Consider the following 21,795-nt stretch of genomic DNA (forward strand, 5'->3'; position numbering starts at 1 on the left):
AAATTGCATATTATGTTTAGTTCTCACAGGCAGAATTCATCTGAAGCATCTCTCGATTAGGCGACTTCAACATACGTTGTTGTTGCTTGAAATCCTTTGGCTTCAGACCAAACTGTTTGCGAAATGCTTTGGCAAAATGCCCTAGATTGTTATATCCAACGGCATTGGCAACAGCAGAAACGGACATGTCATGACGCGCGAGCATATTCTGTGCGACGGTCATTCGGTAATGGCGTAGGTAAGCGTAAGGGGTAATTTGGAACAGCTCCCGAAACCCCTTTTTGAGCTTAAAATCATTGATTCCAACTTCATGAGCCAAATCAATCAGAGAGGGAGGCGAGATTAGGTTTTGTTCCAGTAAATCACGTGCCTGATGTAAGCGAGCAATATCGCCCTTAGACAGACTGCACGTATTCAGTTCTGCACCCATATTGTCGAGCGTTAGGCTAAGCAGCTCATACACTTTTGCTTGTGCAAATAAGGTCTGCAATTCGTTATACGAATTCGCCTCTACGAGTTGGTGAAGTATTGCCGAAACATGACCGTGAGGGAGGAAATTAAAACTCGATGACGCGATACTTTCTGTTGAACAGGCAAACCCACCAAAAAAAGTTTTGAGGCAATTTACGCAAACTAATTGCTCGATATACTCTTTGGCAACGATAAGGCTTATGACTACGTCATCGTCTTCAATGTAGGACAGTTGTCGCTCAATCTCTTTGCTTTTACTTTTATCAATAAAAACTTTCAGCGGGTGCTTAGAGGCATAATTATTTGATTCACTTCTTTCGGAGGCAATATAAACAAGAATAACTCTATCGTCTTGTTCTATATCTAAAAAATCCAAATAATTGGGTGCACCCTCCGTTTTTATCATGAGTATGCGCTGATCTATTCTTAGGCAGCTTTTTTTCTGCCTTTTCGTCGACTTATTTTCTTCAATATCAACAGGCATGACGTCACCTTTGCGCCAATCACAAAAATACGTATTAAATAACATTTATTTACCCTTAGGTTGGCACCCACCTGATCACAAGAAAATGGTCACAGCAGTACCCGACATTCTCTGACGAAGATATATATTGGTCTTTAGAGGTCTCTTAATTAACTTAATAATAATGAATTCAATCGAATAAATAATATTGACGTCATTTAAGCGCGTCATTTGAAATTCATGTAAACCACTAGACCTAAAACAAGACAATTTTCTTATATTCGCATTAACTAAATAATAATATATGCAAATTCTAATACTCAAAAATCCGGATCGATATCACACTAGACTCCACCTTTCTTTAAGCGGATATACTTAAATTTTGAATCTTAAATATTATTTAAATCAGAGGTATACCTTTAGCTAGAATATATCCCCAGTTTCAACCCTATAGTGATAGCCACCAGAGACAAACGTATCGACACTTCATAAGCTTCGATGATAGCCCATTTCTCTAACTTAATTGATAAAATCCGTAATGATAATCATTTAGATTTATAAACGGAGCCTAAGTTGATGTCAATACAAGAATCATGACTAATAATAATTGGTTATAATTTAGTTGATAGTCATTCTCATTCCCATTACTATGTTTCCCGATTTCACATGATGTATTGCGATCAATGACACGCAATACATGTTTAATGTAAAACATAAGCTGAAGATGAAACTTTATCAGCACTAGAAACATGTTAATGAGGAATTAAACAAATATACATTTGTGTAACAAGAAAGATACTACAAAACATCGATATATTTTAATTTTAGATATATCAGATTACGTCCCAAGAAATAAGAAAACCAATAGAATCAAAACATCCTTATAAGGCAGGCTCACCTCATAAAGTGGTCTGATAAAGGATAGTTGTATTATTTTCAATGATTTTATTGTCGCATCATGCGCTAAATATCGAAGAACAATACAGTCAATTGGAAGCTAGAGCCTGACTTCGAATTAACTTTGAAAAATGAAAGACAGATTCAAGACATTATTAAGCGGCTTATAAGCCAGATTTAACACATCACTCAAATTAGAGCTTTTAATCTAAATTACTCTGCTAGTCGCTAATCTTTAAAGGAAATAAAAAATGCAGATTCATTCTATATATAGAGTCCCGTTACTTACTGCGGCTTGCGTCCTATCTTTGCAGCTCCAAGCTCAAGAAGCACCAACGCAAGAAAAGATCATTGTTACCGCCAATAAGTTTAATGAAGATATTAATGACGTCGCGCAGAGCATTACCGTGATTGACGAAGTGATGCTTGAAGAGCGAGGCATTACAGATGTCAACGAGCTTATTCGACAAATCCCAAACATGCATACCGTACAGGGGATCACTGGCGCAGAAGTGAATGTTAGAGGTATTAACGCTTCCATGTTTACGCGGAACAACCCAGTGGTGATATACGTAGACGGCATTCCTACCAGCAGCCGCTATGCGTACAACTTCCCATTCGTCAATATTGAACGTATTGAAGTGTTGCGCGGCCCTCAAGGTACTTTGTATGGAAAAGACAGCATTGGTGGCGTCATCAATGTCGTGACCAAGCAACCAGGTCAAGATTGGGAGAGCCAGGCTGACGCTGAGATTGGAAGCTACAATTCACACCGATTGGCATTCAGTACAGCGGGAGCTGTTAGCCCCGACTTATTTTCTGTTGGTTTATGGGGTGAACTAACCAATAACGATGGCTGGATGAAAAACACCAATGCCAATTTGGATGATAAAGCCAACCATAAAAAGAACCACCGACTCGGTGCGAACCTACTACTCACCCCAACAGAAAACTTCAGCGCCAGACTCTTGCTGGTGAATGAAAAAGGTCGCGAAGGCATCTTGGATGGCGGCACCGCTGGTACGGTAGATGGTTTTAACAACGCCAAGCGTTCGGATTTCGAAAATACGAATTACGACCAAGATTCATATTTTAAAACCGACACCAATTCGTTGGGGCTTAACTTAAATTATCAGAGTGAATACGGCGAGTTTGAAGCTATCACCACTCATCGTAAAACGAAGATTGAATACCGCACGGATATTGACTATGGCATAGGAAATTCTACGTTTATTCCTAAAATTGGACCAGTATCCTTAGATGGTGGCTTTTCTTTTGAAAACTTGACTCTTGAATCCACCTCCCAAGAATTACGTTGGTCAAACCAACTTGAATCTGGCTTACGTTGGGTAACAGGGCTGTACTTTGAAAAAGAGCAAACCGACTACGATAGTATTGGATCTCAGTTCGCTGGCATGAACTATACTAATATCTCGGATAACAATAGTCAGACACAAGCAGTTTTTGGTCAGGTAACAATACCATTCACGGACAATCTAGAGCTATTGCTTGGAAGTCGCTACCAGAGAATCAAGAAAAGTACCAATCTCGATTACTATTTCACGCCCGTTGTTAATGGCAACGTCACTCTCGGAAAGCCTTTCTCTGAGCTGAACTCTGAAGAAACTTGGACAGCGTTTCTTCCTAAAGCCGCACTTAATTACCGCTTCAATAGAGACTGGTCTGCCTACACCAGTATCAGCGCTGGCTACATGCCTGGTGGCTTCAACATGATGGCAAACAATGCTGACGAAGAAAAAAACAAGTTCGAGCCGCAACAATCATTAAGCTATGAAATAGGAACAAAAGGTCTTCTACTGGACGAGCGCTTAATGATGTCTGCAGCCGTATTCTATATGGACATCAAAGACATTCATGCGTTTTCATTCTCCTTAGCGGACAAGAGTTTTAGAACCTTCAATGTGGAAAAAGCCCACTCGTATGGTCTGGAAGTAGAAGCCGATTATATTGTTAATGAGAGCTTGCAGCTCAATGCTGCACTAGGTGTAACTAGAGCCGAATACGGTAGTGATTTCTTAGATACGTCTGGTCAGAAGGTTAAAGCTGGCAATAAAATCGAACGAACTCCCGCTTACTCCCTCAATATTGGCGCACAATATAATCACGCTTCTGGTATCTATGCTCGAACTGACATAGTGAATTACGGAAAAACGTACTTCGATTCAATGAACACACTTGAGGAAGGCGGTTATACCGTTGCAAACCTGAAAGTAGGTTATGAAATTTATGACGGCGAAGTGTATGCGTACGTGAATAACTTAACTGACACCAGCTATAAAACATCAGGTACTGCATACCCGTATGGTGGCCCTATCATCACATTTGGAAAACCACGTGAAATGGGCATCGGCGCAAGATACCGCTTCTGATACCAATCCGGACCAGTAATTGTTCCACATTTGTATGGGATAAATCGCTTAGCTCGACGTTAAAAATTGAATTGCTCTAATCGCAACATTTTAACTGAGGGGTAAGCGATTTTGACACCCAAATGAATCGATTACCCGTGTGGGTTGGTGCCTTTGTCACTGCATTTTGAACTTGCATGAACACCCAACCCATATCAATGCCACGACATATTTGTAGGAAAGAAATGGAACGTGAAACAGGTATGAATCATTTTAAGCAAGTCGTCTTACAAAAACGATTTTTACTGATTGCTGCCGCAGTATTAGCCGCAATCTACGGCATTCTCAGCATTGCGCCTTACTTATTAATGCTGGAAATCATCAAACCCATGACTGGCAGTACACGCCCAGTTATGGATGAACTGCGAAATCAGGTCGCTTCTACCGCATGGGTAATGGTCATTGCCTATTTCTCGTTTTACTTATCAGCAGTCACTGCTCATATGGCGGCTTACGAAATTTTGTTCCGCTTTCGCGTTTTAATCGCCAACAAAATGAGTTCCATGTCACTTGGAAACCTACAAAAACGTACGTCAGGTGCATTGAAAAAGCTTCTTGTGGATGACGTTGAAAAGCTTGAAGTGTTTATCGCTCACAATATCCCCGACCTCGTCAAAGCCATCGTTTTACCTATCGTCGTTTTGGTCTTTATGTTTACGGTAGATTACCGATTAGCATTGGCAAGCCTTGCACCATTTGTTCTGTTTTTGTTGTGGATGATGCTAGCCGTCATGACAAAAGGTACGGCTGAAATGACGCGCGAGTTTCACCAAAAAGTCGAAAAGATGGACAGCGTCATTGTTGAATACGTAAGGGCACTGAACGTCATGAAGCTCTTTGGGCAAGAGGCGAAGTCATTTGCGAATTATCGAGATACCGTTGAAGACCTGACTCTCTTTTCATCAGTGAGTTACCGACGCGTCGCTCCCATGTACTCCGCTTTAACTTCTTTTATTTCAAATAGCTTATTGCCTATTGTCACGGTTGGCTTGTTGTTGTACTTCGAAAACTCCGTCGAGCTGCCAGTCCTATTATTATTCTTCATCGTCGGGATGGCTTACTTGAAGCCCGTCTTGGGTCTTTCGGGTTTCGCATCTTCACTTTCAGACACCCTTGAATGCACTAAGCGGATTAGCAATCTTATCAACCAGAAAGATATGCACCACGCTCTTGCACCTACCCAAGTACCTCAGGACTACAGCATCACATACAAAGATGTGCATTTTGACTACAAAGGCGATTCGGATGAAGAAGTGAACTCCGCATTGAAAGGAATAAACCTATCCATTCCTGCTGGAAAAGTAACAGCTTTAGTTGGACCTAGTGGTGCGGGTAAAAGTACATGCGCAGAATTATTGGCCCGCTTTCACGATGCTTCCCAAGGGGCGATTGAAATCGGTGGCGTCAACATACAGAACATCCAATACGACGATCTTATGAATATCGTATCGTTTGTATTTCAAGACAACTTCTTGTTTGCTGATACCATCGCGGCGAACATTGATATGGGCGCAGGGCATTCACGAGAAGAGATAGAGCGCGCGGCAAAGTTAGCTCAAGCACACGAGTTTATTCAAAGCCTTCCATCTGGCTATGATACTCAGTACGGTCAAGATGGATTAAGGCTTAGTGGCGGTCAGGCTCAGCGCATCCAACTTGCTCGAATCATTTTAAAAGACGCCCCAATTTTTATCCTAGATGAAGCCACTGCGTTTGCTGATGCACTCAATGAATCCGCAATCCAAAAAGCGCTAAGTCAGATCATTCCGGGTAAGACCGTTATCGTCATCGCGCATCGTCTTTCAACCATTGTTAACGCTGCTCAAATCGTCGTGTTTGATCAGGGCAAAACTGTCGCTGCAGGTACTCATACCTCATTGTTAGAGTCGTCAAATCTGTATGCTTCAATGTGGGAAGCGCATCAAAGCGCTCGAGAGTTCAGCCTCGGTGGAGGACAAAACTAATGAAATTGCTAAAAAATATTACTTTTGCAATTAAAGGTCACGAAAAACACTTTGCTTCTTCCCTCGTCCTTCACTTTTGCCACGCATTACTGCTGTCTATTCCGGTGGTACTGCTGGTCGCTATTCTTCGAGAGTTACTCGCCCCCTCCACCAACACTTCCACCGTATGGCTATTGGTTGCAGTCATGGCGGCATCTTTCGTGGTTCAACTGTTTGTATCGTGGTACGCCAATTTAAGTAACCATCGTCTCAGCTTTAAGTTGTCAGAAAAGTTGCGAATGGATATTGGCACCCATTTATACCGAATCAGTTTGGGGGTGTTTGTAAAGCATGAACCCAGCACTCTTTCTTCCGTAATATCTCAGGATGTCCGAGTCGTAGAATCTTTGTTTTCTCAGGCCATCACCAATGTCGTTACCAGCGTATTCTCAGCCATCATATTGATGGGCTTTCTGTTTTGGCTCGATTTCTACTTAGCTTCTATACTGCTGCTGGGTATCTTCCTACTGTTTCCTTTTGTCTTTGCTTCGGATCGTCTAGTGGGATGGCTGGGTCATAAACAAATAAAGCTACGCGGAGAGATGGCGAGCAAATTCTTAGAATTTTACATGGGAATGAAGCACCTAAAAGCATTCAACCTAACCGGATTACGTTTCAAAAGTCTGGAGAATAGCTTGAATGAATACCGCAAAGCGTGTTACCGAACAGAAATGCTAAGTGCTCCTATGGTGCTGATATCTTTTGTTTTCTGCGATCTCGCTTATCTCGCCATGGTATGGGGCTCACTGGAGCGCTTCGCGGAATCGGGGTTATCTTCCCTGACGGTGCTGGTTTTCCTCGTTATTGGCTATTTAGCATTTAGCCCTCTCAAGGCGTTACTGATTGATATTCTACACCTACGTTACCTCAATGAATCTTTGAAGCGTATTCAGCAAGTACTCAGCATTGAATCCATCGACACTGGCACCATTTCCACGCCTCCTAGCACCTTCGACGTTAGGTTTGACAATGTGACGTTTGGCTATCAAAACGACAATGTTCTGAATAACATCCAGCTGAATTTCCCACAAAATTCGATTACCGCTCTGGTGGGTTACAGCGGAACAGGCAAGTCGACAATACTTAGCCTGATTGCCCGCTTTTACGATGTGACACAAGGCAAAGTCACCATCGGTGGTACTGACATCAGAGAACTCAACCTACACACGCTTTATACGTGTATGAGTGAGGTATTTCAGGATGTCTATTTGTACGACGATACCATTGCTAATAATGTTCGAATTGGTAAACCTAACGCGACAGATGCAGAGGTGATTAAGGCGTGTGAGCAAGCACAGTGTATGGAATTTATAGACCGTCTCAGCAACGGTATTTTTAGTCGAGTCGGCGAAGGGGGAGCAAGGCTCAGCGGCGGTGAAAAACAGCGTATCGCCATTGCTCGTGCGTTACTTAAAAATGCACCTATCTTGTTGCTAGACGAAGCAACAGCGTCTCTAGATCCTGAAAACGAATTATCTATTCAGCAAGCCATACATACTCTCAGCCAAAACAAAACGGTTATTGTTGTGGCACATAAGCTAAAAACGATTCAATCCGTCGACAATATTATTGTCTTGGACAAATCGGGCATCCACGAGCAAGGGACCCATTCAGAGCTGATGCAGAATCAAGGTATTTACGCTCAAATGTGGACCTTACAGCAAGAAAATGCCACGTGGTTAATCAGCTAAAAGCGCTTGAGTACTCAACTTAAGGGTAAATATTTCGCCTGATTCTGTTTTCAGAATCAGGCGAAAACTTTTCTTCACTTCTTCACAAGCATATCGCTACACGCATTGCATTGACCCGGTTATTTCCTGCCTGTTTCTGATTTTCCTGTTCTCTCCCCAACTTTACTCATTTCTCCGGCTTAGGCAGTAGAGTCTCCCTTCACGAGCAGCACCACATAAAACAGCTGAATTAGAATCGAACGTTACTTAATAGAAATCCTTCCCCTTACTCGGAGCAGAATCGATATGACAAACAACGTCCCCAACGACAACCTGTCCGATAACCTAGATCAAATAGCGATTATTGGGTTATCCGCCCGTTTCCCCGGAGCGAAAGACGTTGATGTCTTCTGGAATATGTTGGAATCGGCTAACGACGGCTTGGTCAGAAAAACCTCTGAGAATGACGTAATAAAAGCGTGTTTTTCTATGCCTGAACGTTTTGCTTTCGATGCTGATTTCTTTGGATTTTCTCCTAACGAAGCGGCGTTGATGGACCCTCAGCATAGGGTCTTTCTAGAATGTGCATGGCACGCTCTAGAAAACGCAGGGTATGGTGATCGCTCTTCCGATGATCGTACAGGGGTATACGCTGCGTGTGGTTTTAACGATTACGTATTAAGACACGTCGGCATGCGAGACTTCAGCGACAGCGCCGCCGAAATGTTCGCCATGATAATTGGCAACGACAAAGATTACCTCGCCACTCGAGTCGCCCACTTGCTGAACTTGACCGGTCCAGCCATTGTGACTCAAAGCGCCTGTTCCAGCGGGTTGCTTTGCGTGCATCAGGCCACTCAAGCTCTCTTGCAAGGTGAAGTTAATATGGCCTTGGCTGGTGCAGCCTCGATATCCGTGAGCTTAGAAGACGGCTATTTCCCAGACTCGGGCGGCGTGATGTCGCCTAATGCAACCATGTCGCCCTTCAGCCAATCCGCTAATGGGATTGTCGGCGGCAATGGCGCAGCCGTATTCGTACTAAAACGTTTAGAAGACGCACTGGCTGATCACGACTATATCTACGCCACTATTGCTGGCAGCGCCGCTAACAATGATGGTGCAGCCCGCGCCGCTTTTACAGCACCAAGTGTGTCTGGACAATCCGATGTTCTTCAAGAAGCGTTAGATTTAAGTGGCGTAAGTTCTGACAACGTCACCTATATTGAAGCTCATGGCACAGGCACACCACTTGGTGACCCCATTGAGACGGAATCAATACGACGCGTCTACGGCAACCGTAATACCCACTGCCATGTTGGCTCTGTTAAAGGGAATGTGGGGCACTTAAATGCCGCCGCCGGACTTGCTGGCTTAACCAAAGTGATTGGCGTATTAGAACGTCAGGTTATCCCGCCAACACTTCGATTGAAAGAATATGGGGAAAACCCAGAATTAGGCATGAGTGGTACACATTTATCGCTCACACCGACTGCGGTATCAGGAGAAACCCACGACTTCGCGGCACTGAGCTCTTTCGGGTTTGGTGGCACCAATGTGCATCAAATTTTGGCGCGAAGCCCTGCTCAAAAAGCCGAAAACCAGCAAAACCAAGACGCCACAATCATCCCTCTTTCGGCCAAAACAGACGTCGCATTAGACACGATGAGAAACGAGTTGGCAGAAAAGCTGGCATCGACAGAATACAATTTATCGGATGTTTCGAAGAGCTTATTGTGGGGGCGTACCGCTTTCTCAGAACGCTGTGCAATCATCGCTTCGGATTCAGAAGAAGCAGCAAATAAGCTAAAAAACCAGATCACGGTAAACAAAACCGGAAAAAGCAGCGAAGCCGTATTTGTCTTTCCTGGTCAGGGAACGCAATTTGTTGGAATGGGGTTAAACCTGTATCAAAACGCCCCTACCTTCAAAGCTACTCTGGATGAAGCGGCTGAAATATTGATTTCCCAAGGGCATGAAGACATTCGCCCCCTCATTTTTGATTCTGACCTGAATACGCTTTCCTCAACCGAAAATACACAAGTCGCTCTGTTTGCCGTTGAATATGCCAGCGCACAATGGCTGATTGGGGGTGGACTAAATCCAGTTGCATTGCTTGGACACAGTATTGGAGAGTACGTCGCGGCTACCGTCGCTGGCATTTTCTCCTTGAAAGATGCACTGACTTTGGTTGCCGCTCGCGGCAGATTGGTCGCATCACTGCCGAATGCTGGCATGCTGGCAATCAATGCCTCAACGGAAGGTGTCAAAGCACAGCTCGCACCCGATCTCTCCTTAGCAGTCGTCAACGGAGCCAATCAAGTGGTTGTCTCAGGTACAGAAAGCGCTCTTGAACATTTTGAGGAAACAGCACATCAGCAAGGATGGCGCTTCCGCCGCCTGTCGGTGTCTCATGGTTTTCATTCACACCTTCTTGAGCCCATTCTTGGCGACTTTGAATCCTTGTTCAATCACATCTCATTGAACGAACCGACGATTCCTGTATACAGCAATTTGACTGGAGATCTTGCCGACCCAGCCAAGATTTCAACGCCTCAATACTGGCGAGAACATCTTCGCCACACCGTGCTTTTTGCGGATAACCTTGAGGCTATCGAACGTGATTATCCAAACGCGCAACGCCTTGCGGTTGGACCCGGTAATATTCCGGGCGCTCTGCCATTAATGCTCACAGCGCAGTCACAAACTAATGATTGCCTCACTGCGATTACTCAACTTTGGGTAAACGGCGCTCCAATAGAAACGCTCTTTAATACTGGCTCTGAGGTATGGAACAAAGTGCCTCTTCCCGGCTACCCATTCTCTAAAGTCGAGCACTGTTTACCGGTTTCCAAAGGACCAGCAAGCACCGAATCAAACTGTTGGACGCACGTTCCCCAGTGGCATCGAGTTCACGAGTTCAAATGTGATGAAGCGAGGGATACCTCACTTATTTGGATAGATGATGACGAGAAACCACTTGATATCAAAAATCTATCGGGTCAATTGAACACACTTGGCAAAAGCCATTTGGTGCTGTCTTGGAACCCAAATACTGAAAACACCTTGCGCCAACTTGCACAAGAATTACTGCCAAACGACAACATCCAAAGCATCACTTTGGTTACCCGTAATCTGGCGAGTGTCCATTCAGAAGAAGCCCAATGTGCAGAGCAATCAATAGCGCTCGGCATTCTTCGTAGCTTGCCGTTCGAAATCGCGAAAGTTAAAGCCATTTGGTTGGATTGTAACGATGCGCCAAATGAACAAGAGCTAATAAGAGCAATCTCTGCCAGCAATCGCCACGAGAGACTGCAAGCCGATTCACTCGGCTTACGAGATGGGGTTTTATGGCGCAGACAAGTTACATCATTGTCGCTACCTAACGCTGACGCGGGTGGCGTAATCACGGCGGGCAAAACTTACATCATCGTTGGAGGGCTTGGTGCTCTGGGGCGTAGCCTTGCACGTACCATCGCACCGCTTGGTGTCCACCTTGTTTTGGTCAGCAGAAACATTTCAGCAGAATTGGTCGATTCACCTGAGCAAGACGCCGATCTCGCAGGCATTATCGCTGCAGGCTCAACGATACGTTTGCACGCCGCCAATGTCGATGACGTCAATGCCATGACAGCACTTGCCAGCCAGCTCGATCAAGAAGGCAATAAAGTAGGCGGTATCTTTAACTTAGCGGGTCGGTATGTGTCGCAGACGGTTGCGGATACAACAGATACCGACTTGGGCCCGAACCACCACGCGAAAGTTCAAGGTACTGATGCACTCGCCTCTGCATTTGAAAAACATCAACCAGAATTCTTGGCGATTTTCGGCTCTATCATCACCGAAGTTTCGGGATACGGTGGTTCAGATTACATCGCCTCCAATTTGTACTGCGAAATGTTGGCACAGCAACGCTCTCAGATACCGATGCACGTCATTGCATGGGACTTCTGGGATCAAGTGGGAGGATTGAATGACAACGACGATCTTTTCACATCAAATCGCAAGAAAGCCATTTCCGTTCAAAAAGGCTTGTCCAGCTTATGGGATGTCCTTTCTTCAGGGATCTCACACGCCATTGTGACCCCAAACTCTCTAGATTTGCTGCTGCAAGAAGCATCTGATAGTTCAACTGAGCGTTTAACCAATGCGGATGCTGAACCCAGCGCTTCAAAAGAAAGCATCAAAATAGCCAGCGACCAACCTGTACTGGTGCAGTTTTCTCAACTGTTGTTTACCGAGATCCTTGGCCAAACCGAGGTCGACCCCGCAGATGATTTCATCTTGCTTGGCGGAGATTCCATTACCGCAGTGCGCTTGCTGTCTCGCCTGAGAAAGATCACCAAGGCGGATATTGGTCAGGCCGACTTCATGAGCGCAAGAACACCAAAAGAACTCGCAGATTTACTGACGAGCTATCCAAACATGGAACGCATTGCTCGGACCTATATAAAAGTGCAAACGATGTCATCCGAAAAGCGAAACGCTTTGCAAAAACGCCTGTAACCCTGAGTAAAACGAATGAACACACTAGACGATGATTTTGATACAGATCTAATGGCCGAATTAATGGCTTTGGATGAAGATAACGAACTTGTTGAGCTTCCAGACATACCTGAAGGAACAAGCTTTCCGTTGACCGATATTCAACGCGCTTACTTCATGGGTCGAAGCTCACAACTCACCCTCGGTGGTGCGGCTTGTCAGTTCTACTATGAGCGAGTTTGCGACGAATTGGATGTACCGCGATTTATAAAAGCCGTGCAAGACACCACTCATCGTCATCCCATGATGCGGGTTGAAATACTCTCTAGTGAGAGCCAAGTGATTCGGCCGCTGACGGAAGCATTGTCCGCACCCGAGCACGATCTGAAAAGTGCCTCTGAAGAGGTTGCGCAGGAACACCTTTCAGATACACGCCAGAGGCTATCTCGAGATCTGCCAGAACTGGATAAATGGCCGCTATTCGACTTAGAGTTCACACACATGCCGTCAGGGGAAACCCACATTCATTTTCGTTTTGATCTCATCAATACTGACCAACAAAGCATACTCTTAGTACTTAAAGACATCGCCGCGCTCTATGAAGATCCGGATACACATATTGCTGCTCCTGAGCTTACTTTTCCTCAATACCTAGCAATGTCGGCACCTTCTTCAGAAAAGCTTGAAGCGTCGAAAAATCATTGGCGTTCACGCGCCAAAGATCTACCGCCGGCCCCGGTATTACCCCTGATTAACAGTGTAGAGGAAGCGGGAGTACCGCAATACGAACGTATCTCTAAATACATACCAAACGAACGCTGGTCCATTCTGAAAAACATCGCGCAAGAGAATGGGATCACCATATCCTGCCTGTTGCTAGAGTGCTTTGGTCAATCTTTGGCACGTTGGAGTGAATCTTCTCATTTCACGCTAAATATGACGCTTTTCAACCGTGAAGCGATACACAATGACGTACCTCGAGTCGTGGGCGATTTCACCACTACCATGCTGTTTGATATGGATATGACAGCAAATAACCAAACTCGAGAGAGCCGAATAACCGACATCCAGAAGTCATTATGGCGTGATCTAGAGTTTAACGCCGTGAGTGGCGTTGAAGTCATGTCAATGATGGCGCAAGCACAGGGGCACCTTGATATTCCTCTGATGCCCGTCGTAGTAACGTCTACGCTGTCACAAGACGCCAGTTCACTAATGACGGTAATGGATGACCTTCCCGGCAGACCCGTTTTAAGTACGGCTCAAACACCTCAGGTGATATTGGATAACCTTCTTATTGAAGAAAACGGTCAATTGGCAATTCACTGGGATATTTCCGTCAATGTGATGTCTCTTTCAGTGGCCAATGCATTGATGCAAGATTACTGCACTCAGATTGATGCCATCATCGATAATCCGGAAGTTCTCAAAAAACCATTTTCATTCAATGATCCAAGTGATGCACATCTGGTGCCCAACTTGCCAGAGGCAAGCCAAGCACGACGTTTGAGTGACTTATGGCTGGAGAACCTAAGTTCCGCGGCATCCAAACCCGCCGTTATTCAAGGTAATGAGAGCATTACCCATCACGATCTTGCGGAGAAAGTAGCTGGATTAATCGAAGGGTTGAAGGCTCGCGATGTCGACGAAGGCAGTAAGGTCGCTCTGATTTTTAACAAATCAATCAATCAAATTGCAGCGACCTTAGCATGCAGCACGTTTGGAGTAACGTTTATACCAATCGACGGTAATCAGCCCAATTCTCGTCAGATACAAATTTTGCAGGATTTGGAGCCGACTCTGATCTTGCATAGTGGCGTCGATCCAGCCGTACTTTCAGAGCATCCATCTTGGGATATCAGTCAGCATGAAATCGCCAGTAGCGATCTTCTGCATCACTGTTCTGGGGCGAAGCTTGATTCTCTTGCTTACATACTCTTTACGTCTGGCTCCACAGGTATGCCCAAAGGGGTCATGATTCAGCACGATGCGGCACTGAACACCGTACTCGATATCAATCAACGCTTTAACATCACATCGACTGATCGAGTCCTTGCCCTGTCAGAGCTTCATTTTGATCTCTCTATTCAGGACATTTTCGGTACGTTAGGGTGTGGTGGCGCGATAGTATTACCGGAAATATCAGGTAAGCACGACCCGTCACATTGGGCACAATTATGCCACCGCCATCAAGTCACAATCTGGAATACCGTACCCGGTTTATTTGAGATTTATCTCGATTACTTGGAAACCAACCAAGTGCCGCCACAGCATGAGTTGAATAACATTATGCTCAGTGGTGATTGGATAGGTCTTACATCACCACAACGCGCTAAAAACTTCTGGCCTAAAGCCCGCTTTTACTCACTTGGTGGTGCCACCGAAGCGTCCATTTGGTCTATCTATTTTGAAGTTAATGAAGTCGATAGTGAATGGCAAAGTATCCCATACGGAAATGGGCTGGGTGGTCAGCAAGTTTTCGTACTGACACAAGATCTTGAAATCGCGCAGCCAGGATGTATAGGCGGGATATACATTGCAGGAAAAGGGCTAGCGAATGGGTATTTCAAAGACTCAGAAAAAACCGCCACCGCCTTCTTCAACCACCCTCGCAGTGGGCTTCCTCTTTACTGTACTGGTGATCTTGGTGCCTATGATAAAGATGGCGTGATTCAGTTTCATGGTCGAGCCGATGGACAGTTGAAAATCAACGGGTTCCGTCTGGAAATAGGTGAAGTAAGTCAGGCTATCAACGGATTAGATGGCATTCAAGATTGCCGCGTGTTACCCAAAGGGGAAGGGACTCGAAAGAGCTTAGCGGCTTTTGTGAAACCAGAAAGTGAGACGCTTTGTTTAGAGTCATTAAAGGAAACGTTAGCGCAGCGCCTGCCCCACTACATGGTGCCGAGCATATGGTACCAAGTCGAAAGTTTCCCACTCACCTCCAACGGGAAAATTGACAACAAAGCGCTACTGGCACTCACAGAAAAAGCCCCAACGCACCGCTCATTCAAACCAGACAATGACCTGAGTGAACAGGTCTGCAATATGGTGGCGGAAGTTCTCAAGCGCGAGCAGGTTCTGCCAGACGACAACCTTGTCGCCCTTGGTGTGACATCACTAGAGCTGATTGCATTGGCCAGCCGAATACAAAAATTTTCAGGCACGCGCCCACAATTAACCACACTAGCTCGTACTGTTGCCATACCGGATCTAATTGAACTGGTTGCTGAGCTGCTGCCTTCTTCCAGTGGTAATACAAAAGGGAAATCAATTTGGCCGGGTGAAGAGCAGGTTCAAGATTACTTGGAGGAAACCCCAGTCATTTTGGATGCTCTTGAGCGTCGCTTGTTCAAAACGCGTCATCGCGCTCTCGATGACAAACATGCCATCAATCTACCCGATACTGGCAACGTACCCGACGCTTCAAGACGCAGTGCACGTGCATTTAGTTCGACGCCTGTCACTCAACTCGCACTTTCCCAAATGCTCGATGCGCTTCGAGTTTACTGGTGTAACAACAACCAATACCGCCCTTATGCTTCTGCTGGCGGCATGTATCCAATTCAAACATACCTTCTTGCTTACCAAATCGAGGGGCTAGAAAAAGGCACGTATCTATACGATCCCCATTCACATAAATTGCTGCCTCGGGGAAATACCCCCTTGCCTCAGATAGAAAACCTCAGCGCTGGCAATAAGGAATGGATTGGAGACGCGCATTTTGTTTTGGCTTTTGCCCTCAATCTGCCAGATATCGTACCGCTTTATGAAGGTTCAAGCCTACCGTTTGGGCTCATTGAAGCGGGTTCAATGGCGCAGTTGGTCGACAACTATGCGGTAAACGCAGGGATTGGAACTTGTCATGTCGGCGATTTATCTCCTTCGCAAATCAATCAATTATGCGGTCTGGAAAAAGAGCAGATTTACGTTCACGGATTAGTGGGCGGTACCTTAACAGACGAAATGCTGACGCAACGTGATGCCAACAATGCCACTTTCAATATTGAATTAACTGAGGAAACGCTATGAGCCTGGAACAACTCCTCGATGATTTGGATGCTGCTGCAATACAGATTTGGGCAGAAGAAGGACAACTAAAATTCCGAGCGCCCCCGGGGGCACTGAATGAGCACCTTCGCGCTCGGTTGATAGAAATGAAACCCGTATTATTGCAGCGACTTAACGACAATGACAAAGGCAGTGACGCCGAGCGATTCGAACCGTTTCCTCAAACACCGATTCAGCAAGCTTATATGATTGGTCGGACCGATGCGTTAAGCCATGGCGGAATTGCCGCAAACAGCTACATTGAATTTGAACGCACAGACTTAAATATTGAATTTGCGGAAGCGGCACTGAACCAAGTCATCGCATCTCATGACATGTTAAGGACTGTACTCCTTCCCGATCGCCAACAAAAAGTGCTCCAAGAAGTACCGAGTTATGGTATTCCTGTGACAGATTTAACTGGTCGCAGCCCTGAGCAGCAGGAAGCGGAGCTCCAACGCATACGCAAAGATTTGTCAGAGAAAGTCCGAGATCCTGAGCAGTGGCCGCTATTCGATCTGCATATTAGCCGCACAGAGCAAGGTATTCGACTGCACTCTTGCGTTGACTTAATCGTACTGGATGCGTGGAGCTGTCAACTGTTCTTCCAAGAATGGTTTCAACGTATTGAAGGGCAAGAACCTAGCCCAGCACCACAACTGCGTTTTCGCGATCTGATGGTCAGCCAATATGCGAGTGACAAAAGTGACGCAATTCATTATTGGAAAAACGCGCTGACCACCCTGCCAGATGCCCCTAACCTACCTGCACCCTTTAAGGGAAGGCGCAACACAGGGCAGTTCAAACGCTTCCATTATCACCTACCTGAAAAGGAGTGGGCAGCATTTCAAGCAACCTGCCGCGAGCACAAATTAACGCCCACCAGCGCACTGGCTACGGTATTTGCGAACAGCTTGTCCTGTTGGAGTGCCAATGAAGACCTAACACTTAATGTCACCTTGTTTAACCGCCCGCCCGGAGACGAAGACATTAATCGCGTATTGGGTGAGTTCACCAACACCACATTGCTCAGCTTCGACAAAATGAACCTTAGTTTCGAAGCACAGGTAGGCAGGACGCAAAACCAGCTACTTGAACGTCTTGAACACAGTGATTTATCTGGAGTGGAGATTGTTCGTGAGTTGGCAAGACAACGAGCGGACTACAGTAAATCCCTGATGCCAGTTGTTTTTACAAGCTTGCTTATCGGAGAAGATGGCGCACCACAAAAATCCCTAGGCTGGGAACAGGTTTATGGTATCAGCCAAACACCACAAGTCACACTCGATCACCAGATATACGAAGAGCATGGTGGGATAAACCTAAATTGGGACGTGGCTGAATCAGCGATTGATTTAGATGCCGCAGAAGAGGCGTTCGATCACTATCGTTTGCAGATTGATGCTTTAGCCAATCAACCAGAATCTTGGCGACAACCGTTATCCAGAGATCTGCCAGCATCTCAGTCAAAGGCGCGAAATCGTATCCACGCTAAAAATGGCGTTCTCCCCACGGGTGGACTCACTGATGATTTTTGGTTGAATTTACCCAACACAGCCACACAGCCTGCCATTTTTAGCCCAGAGGGTACGTTGAGTTACGAGCAATTGGCTTGCTGGGCGGTATCCATCAGCGAGAAATTGAAAGCTTGCGGGGTGTCACAAGGTGACCGTGTACTTATTGCTATGGAGAAAAGCCCCAAGCAAATCGCCGCCGTGTTGTCCGTCCTTTACCTTGGGGGAGTCTACGTGCCTGTATCTCCAGACCAACCCCGAGCACGTATGCACGCCATATGCGAACAATCCGCCCCGAAAGCGGTGCTTTGCAGTGCCTCTTTAGAACTCGATACCGTCCCAGAAATTGTTGTGTCGCCCTCTAGCGATGACACCTCTCAGCCACTAGAAAATCTGGTAAGGCAACGCTGCCCATTACAGGCAGAACAACCCGCCTATATCATTTTCACATCAGGCTCGACAGGCACACCCAAAGGCGTCTGTATGCAGCATGGCGCGGTGTTGAATACACTCCATGATATGCAGCAACGCTTTGGTTTGCAGCCCTCAGATCGAGTGTTTGCGTTATCCAACCTTAGCTTTGATCTTTCAGTTTACGACATCTTCGGTACCTTAAACTTTGGCGCTGCATTGGTGCTGCCTGCTCCTGCCCAAGAGCGGAATCCGGAACACTGGGCAGACATGATGAGCCAGTATAACGTTAGCATTTGGAATTCGGTTCCCGCGCTGTTGCAAATGCTGATCGTTTGGTTGCGTAACGCTAACCGCAAAATGACGCCGAGCCTCAGGTTGGCGCTTGTTAGTGGTGACTGGGTTCCAATGACTCAGGGAGCAGAGCTGAAAGCGCTGTCAGAAGCAAAGTTAATCGCATTGGGCGGTGCCACTGAAGCCGCCATCTGGTCGAATTGGCAGGACGTGGCTGAGCAAACAGAAGACTGGCTAACGGTGCCCTACGGACAACCATTATCTGGGCAATATTATCGTGTACTGGATACCTATGGCGCAGACAGACCAAACCTTGTGCCGGGAGCGCTGTATATCGGCGGTCTAGGATTGGCTCGTGAGTATTGGCAAGATGAAGAAAAGACATCGTCTTCCTTCATACTCAATCCATCCAGTGAGTATCCATTAGAACGGCTATACAAGACTGGGGACTACGGACGATTCTGGCAAGATGTGACCTTGGAATTCCTTGGACGCCGCGATCAGCAAGTGAAAATTGGGGGGCATCGTATTGAACTGGGCGAAATCATTCACGCCTTAGAAAGTCACCCTGACGTTTCGCGAGCCATTGCGATTGTTCGCGATGGCACGTTATTGGCCTATGCGGTGACCACCGTGAATGAAACGTCACTTCAGCAACATTGTGCCCGTTTATTACCAAACTACATGCTGCCTAAACGCATCGGTACGCTCACCAAACTGCCACTCTCCGCAAATGGCAAAGTGGATACAAAAGCGCTCCCCGCTCTATCAGCCACTAAATCGATAAAATCCGCCAAAAGCCGCTCTCGAAAAGATAGCTTGGTTGCAAAAATTCTTAAAAGAAAATTGGGCATTAAAAATCTCGATCCCCAAATGAATTTCTTTGAGCTTGGCTTATCTTCTGTCGATTTGGTCGAGGCTCATGGTCAACTAAATGCGGAGCTGCCGTTCGATGTACCGGTCACGGATCTTTTCACCCATACGACGGTCAGTGCCTTAGACGTGCACATCGCAACCTTAGTTGAACAGCACTCATTAGGTCAGCCCGCATGAATAAACACACGTTTTTGCCGCCGCTGGGAATGTTAAAGGCAGCCCAATCCACTCTCGCCTTTCCAATCAAGATCTCTGAATTTGAGGACGTAGACCATCATGTATTCTAAAAAGCGTCAATTGCTGGAACAAAAATGCCCAGACTTTCCTCCTGAGTTAATTGAGCATTATCGCTCTGAAGGATATTGGTTAAACGATACGTTTGACGTTTCTCTCAAAGAGATGGCGAAAAAATACGGTGACAGACCAGCGCTCACTGAAGGCGATGTAACGATATCGTACGCAGATTTGTCGAATCGAGTAGAGAGCTTGACCCACGGTTACCTCCAACTAGGTTTGCAGCCGGGTGATGTTGTCGTCGTGCAACTTCCCAATAGTATTCGTTTCGTGGAAAGCCTTTTCGCGCTAACTCGAATCGGCGTTGTACCGGTTCTTGCACTGACGGCATACCGCAAGCTGGAAATTGAACAATTCTGTCGATTTACTGGTGCAAAAGCTTACATTGTTGCCGATCAATTCGGGGGATTTGACTTTCGTAAGCTCGCCGCCGAATTGCAGGCAGAGCTTCCCGAGCTAGAGCATGTCGTGGTTGACGGGATTCCAGATAGCCATCAAATAGGGTTCAATCAGCTCAATGTTACCCCCACTGATTTACCTGAAGTGCCAACGCCCCATCAAGTGGCTGTCTTTCAAATTTCCGGTGGCACAACGGGTATTCCAAAGTTGATACCTCGCCGACACCAAGAATATCTGCATAACATGCGCTGCGCGGCTAAGGCGAGCAATATCCACTCAGGCAGTGTGTACCTTTGCGTTCTCCCTATTGCGCACAACTTTACTTTTGCTTGTCCGGGCATCATGGCAACTCTGCTTGAAGGTGGTCACGTCATCATTACAAACAGCCCAGAGCCCGAACATTGCTTTGATTTGATTCAGCGCCATAACGTCACTGTGACCTCACTTGTTCCCCCTCTCGCTCAAGTCTGGGTGGCTAATGCGCAACCACAAAAGCTGCAAAGCTTGCAGGTATTGCAAGTGGGTGGCGCTAAATTGGCGGAAGAGGCTGCCCGTCGGATTTCGCCTGCGCTTGGGTGCACCTTGCAGCAAGTGTTTGGCATGGCAGAAGGCTTGGTGTGCTTCACTCAACTGGATGGCAGCGCGGATCATATCTGTAAAACACAAGGCTACCCGATGAGTCCGGGCGATGAAGTAAGAGTCGTCGATAACGAAGGGAACCTCGTTGCACCTGGTGAGAAGGGGCTCATACAAGTTCGGGGACCTTATACCATGCGAGGTTATTTTGGCATGCCGGACAAAAATGCCGAGTCCTTCACGGCAGACGGTTTTTACGTTTCTGGCGATTTAGTTGAACAAGGCGAGGATGGTGCTATTACGGTTGTGGGTCGCCAGAAAGAACAAATTAACCGAGGCGGAGAAAAGTTGTCTGGTGAAGAGTTAGAAAATGTCCTGCTTGGTCATGAGGGTGTGCTTGATGCCGTTGTCGTCGGCTTGCCAGACACACTACTGGGTGAGCGGATTTGCGCTTTTGTGATTCCAAAAGTAGAGGCGTTGAGCACCTTAAAATTAAAACGCCACCTCAAAGAACAAGGTGTCGCAGCCTTCAAAATGCCTGATGAGTTTCGCTTTATCGAACGATTCCCTGAAACAGGGGTCGGCAAGGTAAACAAAGTGGTCCTACGTAAAAAGCTAAGCGAAGAGGTGTAAGCATGACCATCAAACTCACATCACGTGACATCGGAATTGACGCAGAGACTCCTGATGACTGCAAGTCTTTGGGCGATGTTCGCCAAGCCATCGACACGATAGACAAACAAATCATCCAGTTGCTTGGTATGCGTAAAGGTTATGTTTTAAGTGCCGCGCAATTCAAAGAAACAGCCGAAGCAATACCCGCTCCAGAGCGAGTAGCGGCGATGTTGAAGGCTCGCCAATGCTGGAGTAAAGAGGCCGAGTTGTCCGAAGATTTCATCGTGCCCTTATACGCACAAATCATTCAGTGGTTTATCCAACAACAAACCCATTTCTGGCACAAATAGT

9 protein-coding genes are annotated in these 21,795 nt (G+C 46.2%); 8 read left to right on the forward strand and 1 reads right to left on the reverse strand.

What is annotated here, in order from left to right:
- Positions 1–16: 16 nt before the first annotated feature.
- A complete protein-coding gene (locus tag LDO37_RS16795; RefSeq protein ID WP_126610170.1) occupies positions 17–1,000 on the reverse strand; it encodes a helix-turn-helix domain-containing protein in 984 nt (327 codons plus the stop codon).
- 1,082 nt (positions 1,001–2,082) lie between these two features.
- Between LDO37_RS16795 and LDO37_RS16800 the strand changes: the two genes are divergently transcribed.
- The 8 genes from LDO37_RS16800 to LDO37_RS16835 all read left to right on the forward strand — a co-directional run bounded on the left by LDO37_RS16800 (position 2,083) and on the right by LDO37_RS16835 (position 21,794).
- On the forward strand, positions 2,083–4,221 hold the full coding sequence (locus LDO37_RS16800) for a TonB-dependent receptor (protein ID WP_126609900.1): 2,139 nt from the start codon (positions 2,083–2,085) through the stop codon (positions 4,219–4,221).
- A 224-nt stretch (positions 4,222–4,445) separates the two neighbouring features.
- A complete protein-coding gene (locus tag LDO37_RS16805) occupies positions 4,446–6,224 on the forward strand; it encodes an ABC transporter ATP-binding protein (RefSeq protein ID WP_185829941.1) in 1,779 nt (592 codons plus the stop codon).
- Positions 6,224–7,954: an ABC transporter ATP-binding protein gene (locus tag LDO37_RS16810; RefSeq protein ID WP_126609902.1), complete on the forward strand. Its 1,731-nt coding sequence runs from the start codon at positions 6,224–6,226 to the stop codon at positions 7,952–7,954. The genes LDO37_RS16805 and LDO37_RS16810 overlap by 1 nt, the downstream gene beginning before the upstream one ends.
- 285 nt (positions 7,955–8,239) lie before the next feature.
- Positions 8,240–12,436 carry a type I polyketide synthase gene (locus LDO37_RS16815; RefSeq protein ID WP_126609903.1) on the forward strand — a complete coding sequence of 1,399 codons (4,197 nt, stop codon included), beginning with the start codon at positions 8,240–8,242 and terminating at the stop codon, positions 12,434–12,436.
- A 15-nt stretch (positions 12,437–12,451) separates the two neighbouring features.
- Positions 12,452–16,447, forward strand: a complete 3,996-nt coding sequence (locus tag LDO37_RS16820; RefSeq protein WP_126609904.1) for a non-ribosomal peptide synthetase — start codon at positions 12,452–12,454, stop codon at positions 16,445–16,447.
- Positions 16,444–19,737 (forward strand): non-ribosomal peptide synthetase, encoded by a 3,294-nt coding sequence (locus tag LDO37_RS16825; RefSeq protein WP_126609905.1) that lies wholly within the window; start codon positions 16,444–16,446, stop codon positions 19,735–19,737. The genes LDO37_RS16820 and LDO37_RS16825 overlap by 4 nt, the downstream gene beginning before the upstream one ends.
- A gap of 99 nt (positions 19,738–19,836) precedes the next feature.
- The gene (locus LDO37_RS16830; RefSeq protein ID WP_126609906.1) at positions 19,837–21,462 is read left to right on the forward strand and encodes a (2,3-dihydroxybenzoyl)adenylate synthase; all 1,626 of its coding nucleotides are present in this window, start codon (positions 19,837–19,839) and stop codon (positions 21,460–21,462) included.
- A 2-nt stretch (positions 21,463–21,464) separates the two neighbouring features.
- Entirely contained in the window at positions 21,465–21,794 is a 330-nt protein-coding gene (locus LDO37_RS16835) for an isochorismate lyase (RefSeq protein WP_126609907.1), read from the forward strand.
- Position 21,795: the final 1 nt, after the last annotated feature.

The organism is Vibrio penaeicida (assembly GCF_019977755.1).
Lineage (GTDB): Bacteria > Pseudomonadota > Gammaproteobacteria > Enterobacterales > Vibrionaceae > Vibrio > Vibrio penaeicida.

Excerpts from the sequence above, each read along its gene's own strand:
- LDO37_RS16795 (WP_126610170.1), bottom strand. The coding sequence starts at position 1,000 with ATGTTATTTAATACGTATTTTTGTGATTGGCGCAAAGGTGACGTCATG.
- LDO37_RS16800 (WP_126609900.1), top strand. The coding sequence starts at position 2,083 with ATGCAGATTCATTCTATATATAGAGTCCCGTTACTTACTGCGGCTTGC.
- LDO37_RS16805 (WP_185829941.1), top strand. The coding sequence starts at position 4,446 with ATGGAACGTGAAACAGGTATGAATCATTTTAAGCAAGTCGTCTTACAA.
- LDO37_RS16810 (WP_126609902.1), top strand. The coding sequence starts at position 6,224 with ATGAAATTGCTAAAAAATATTACTTTTGCAATTAAAGGTCACGAAAAA.
- LDO37_RS16815 (WP_126609903.1), top strand. The coding sequence starts at position 8,240 with ATGACAAACAACGTCCCCAACGACAACCTGTCCGATAACCTAGATCAA.
- LDO37_RS16820 (WP_126609904.1), top strand. The coding sequence starts at position 12,452 with ATGAACACACTAGACGATGATTTTGATACAGATCTAATGGCCGAATTA.
- LDO37_RS16825 (WP_126609905.1), top strand. The coding sequence starts at position 16,444 with ATGAGCCTGGAACAACTCCTCGATGATTTGGATGCTGCTGCAATACAG.
- LDO37_RS16830 (WP_126609906.1), top strand. The coding sequence starts at position 19,837 with ATGTATTCTAAAAAGCGTCAATTGCTGGAACAAAAATGCCCAGACTTT.
- LDO37_RS16835 (WP_126609907.1), top strand. The coding sequence starts at position 21,465 with ATGACCATCAAACTCACATCACGTGACATCGGAATTGACGCAGAGACT.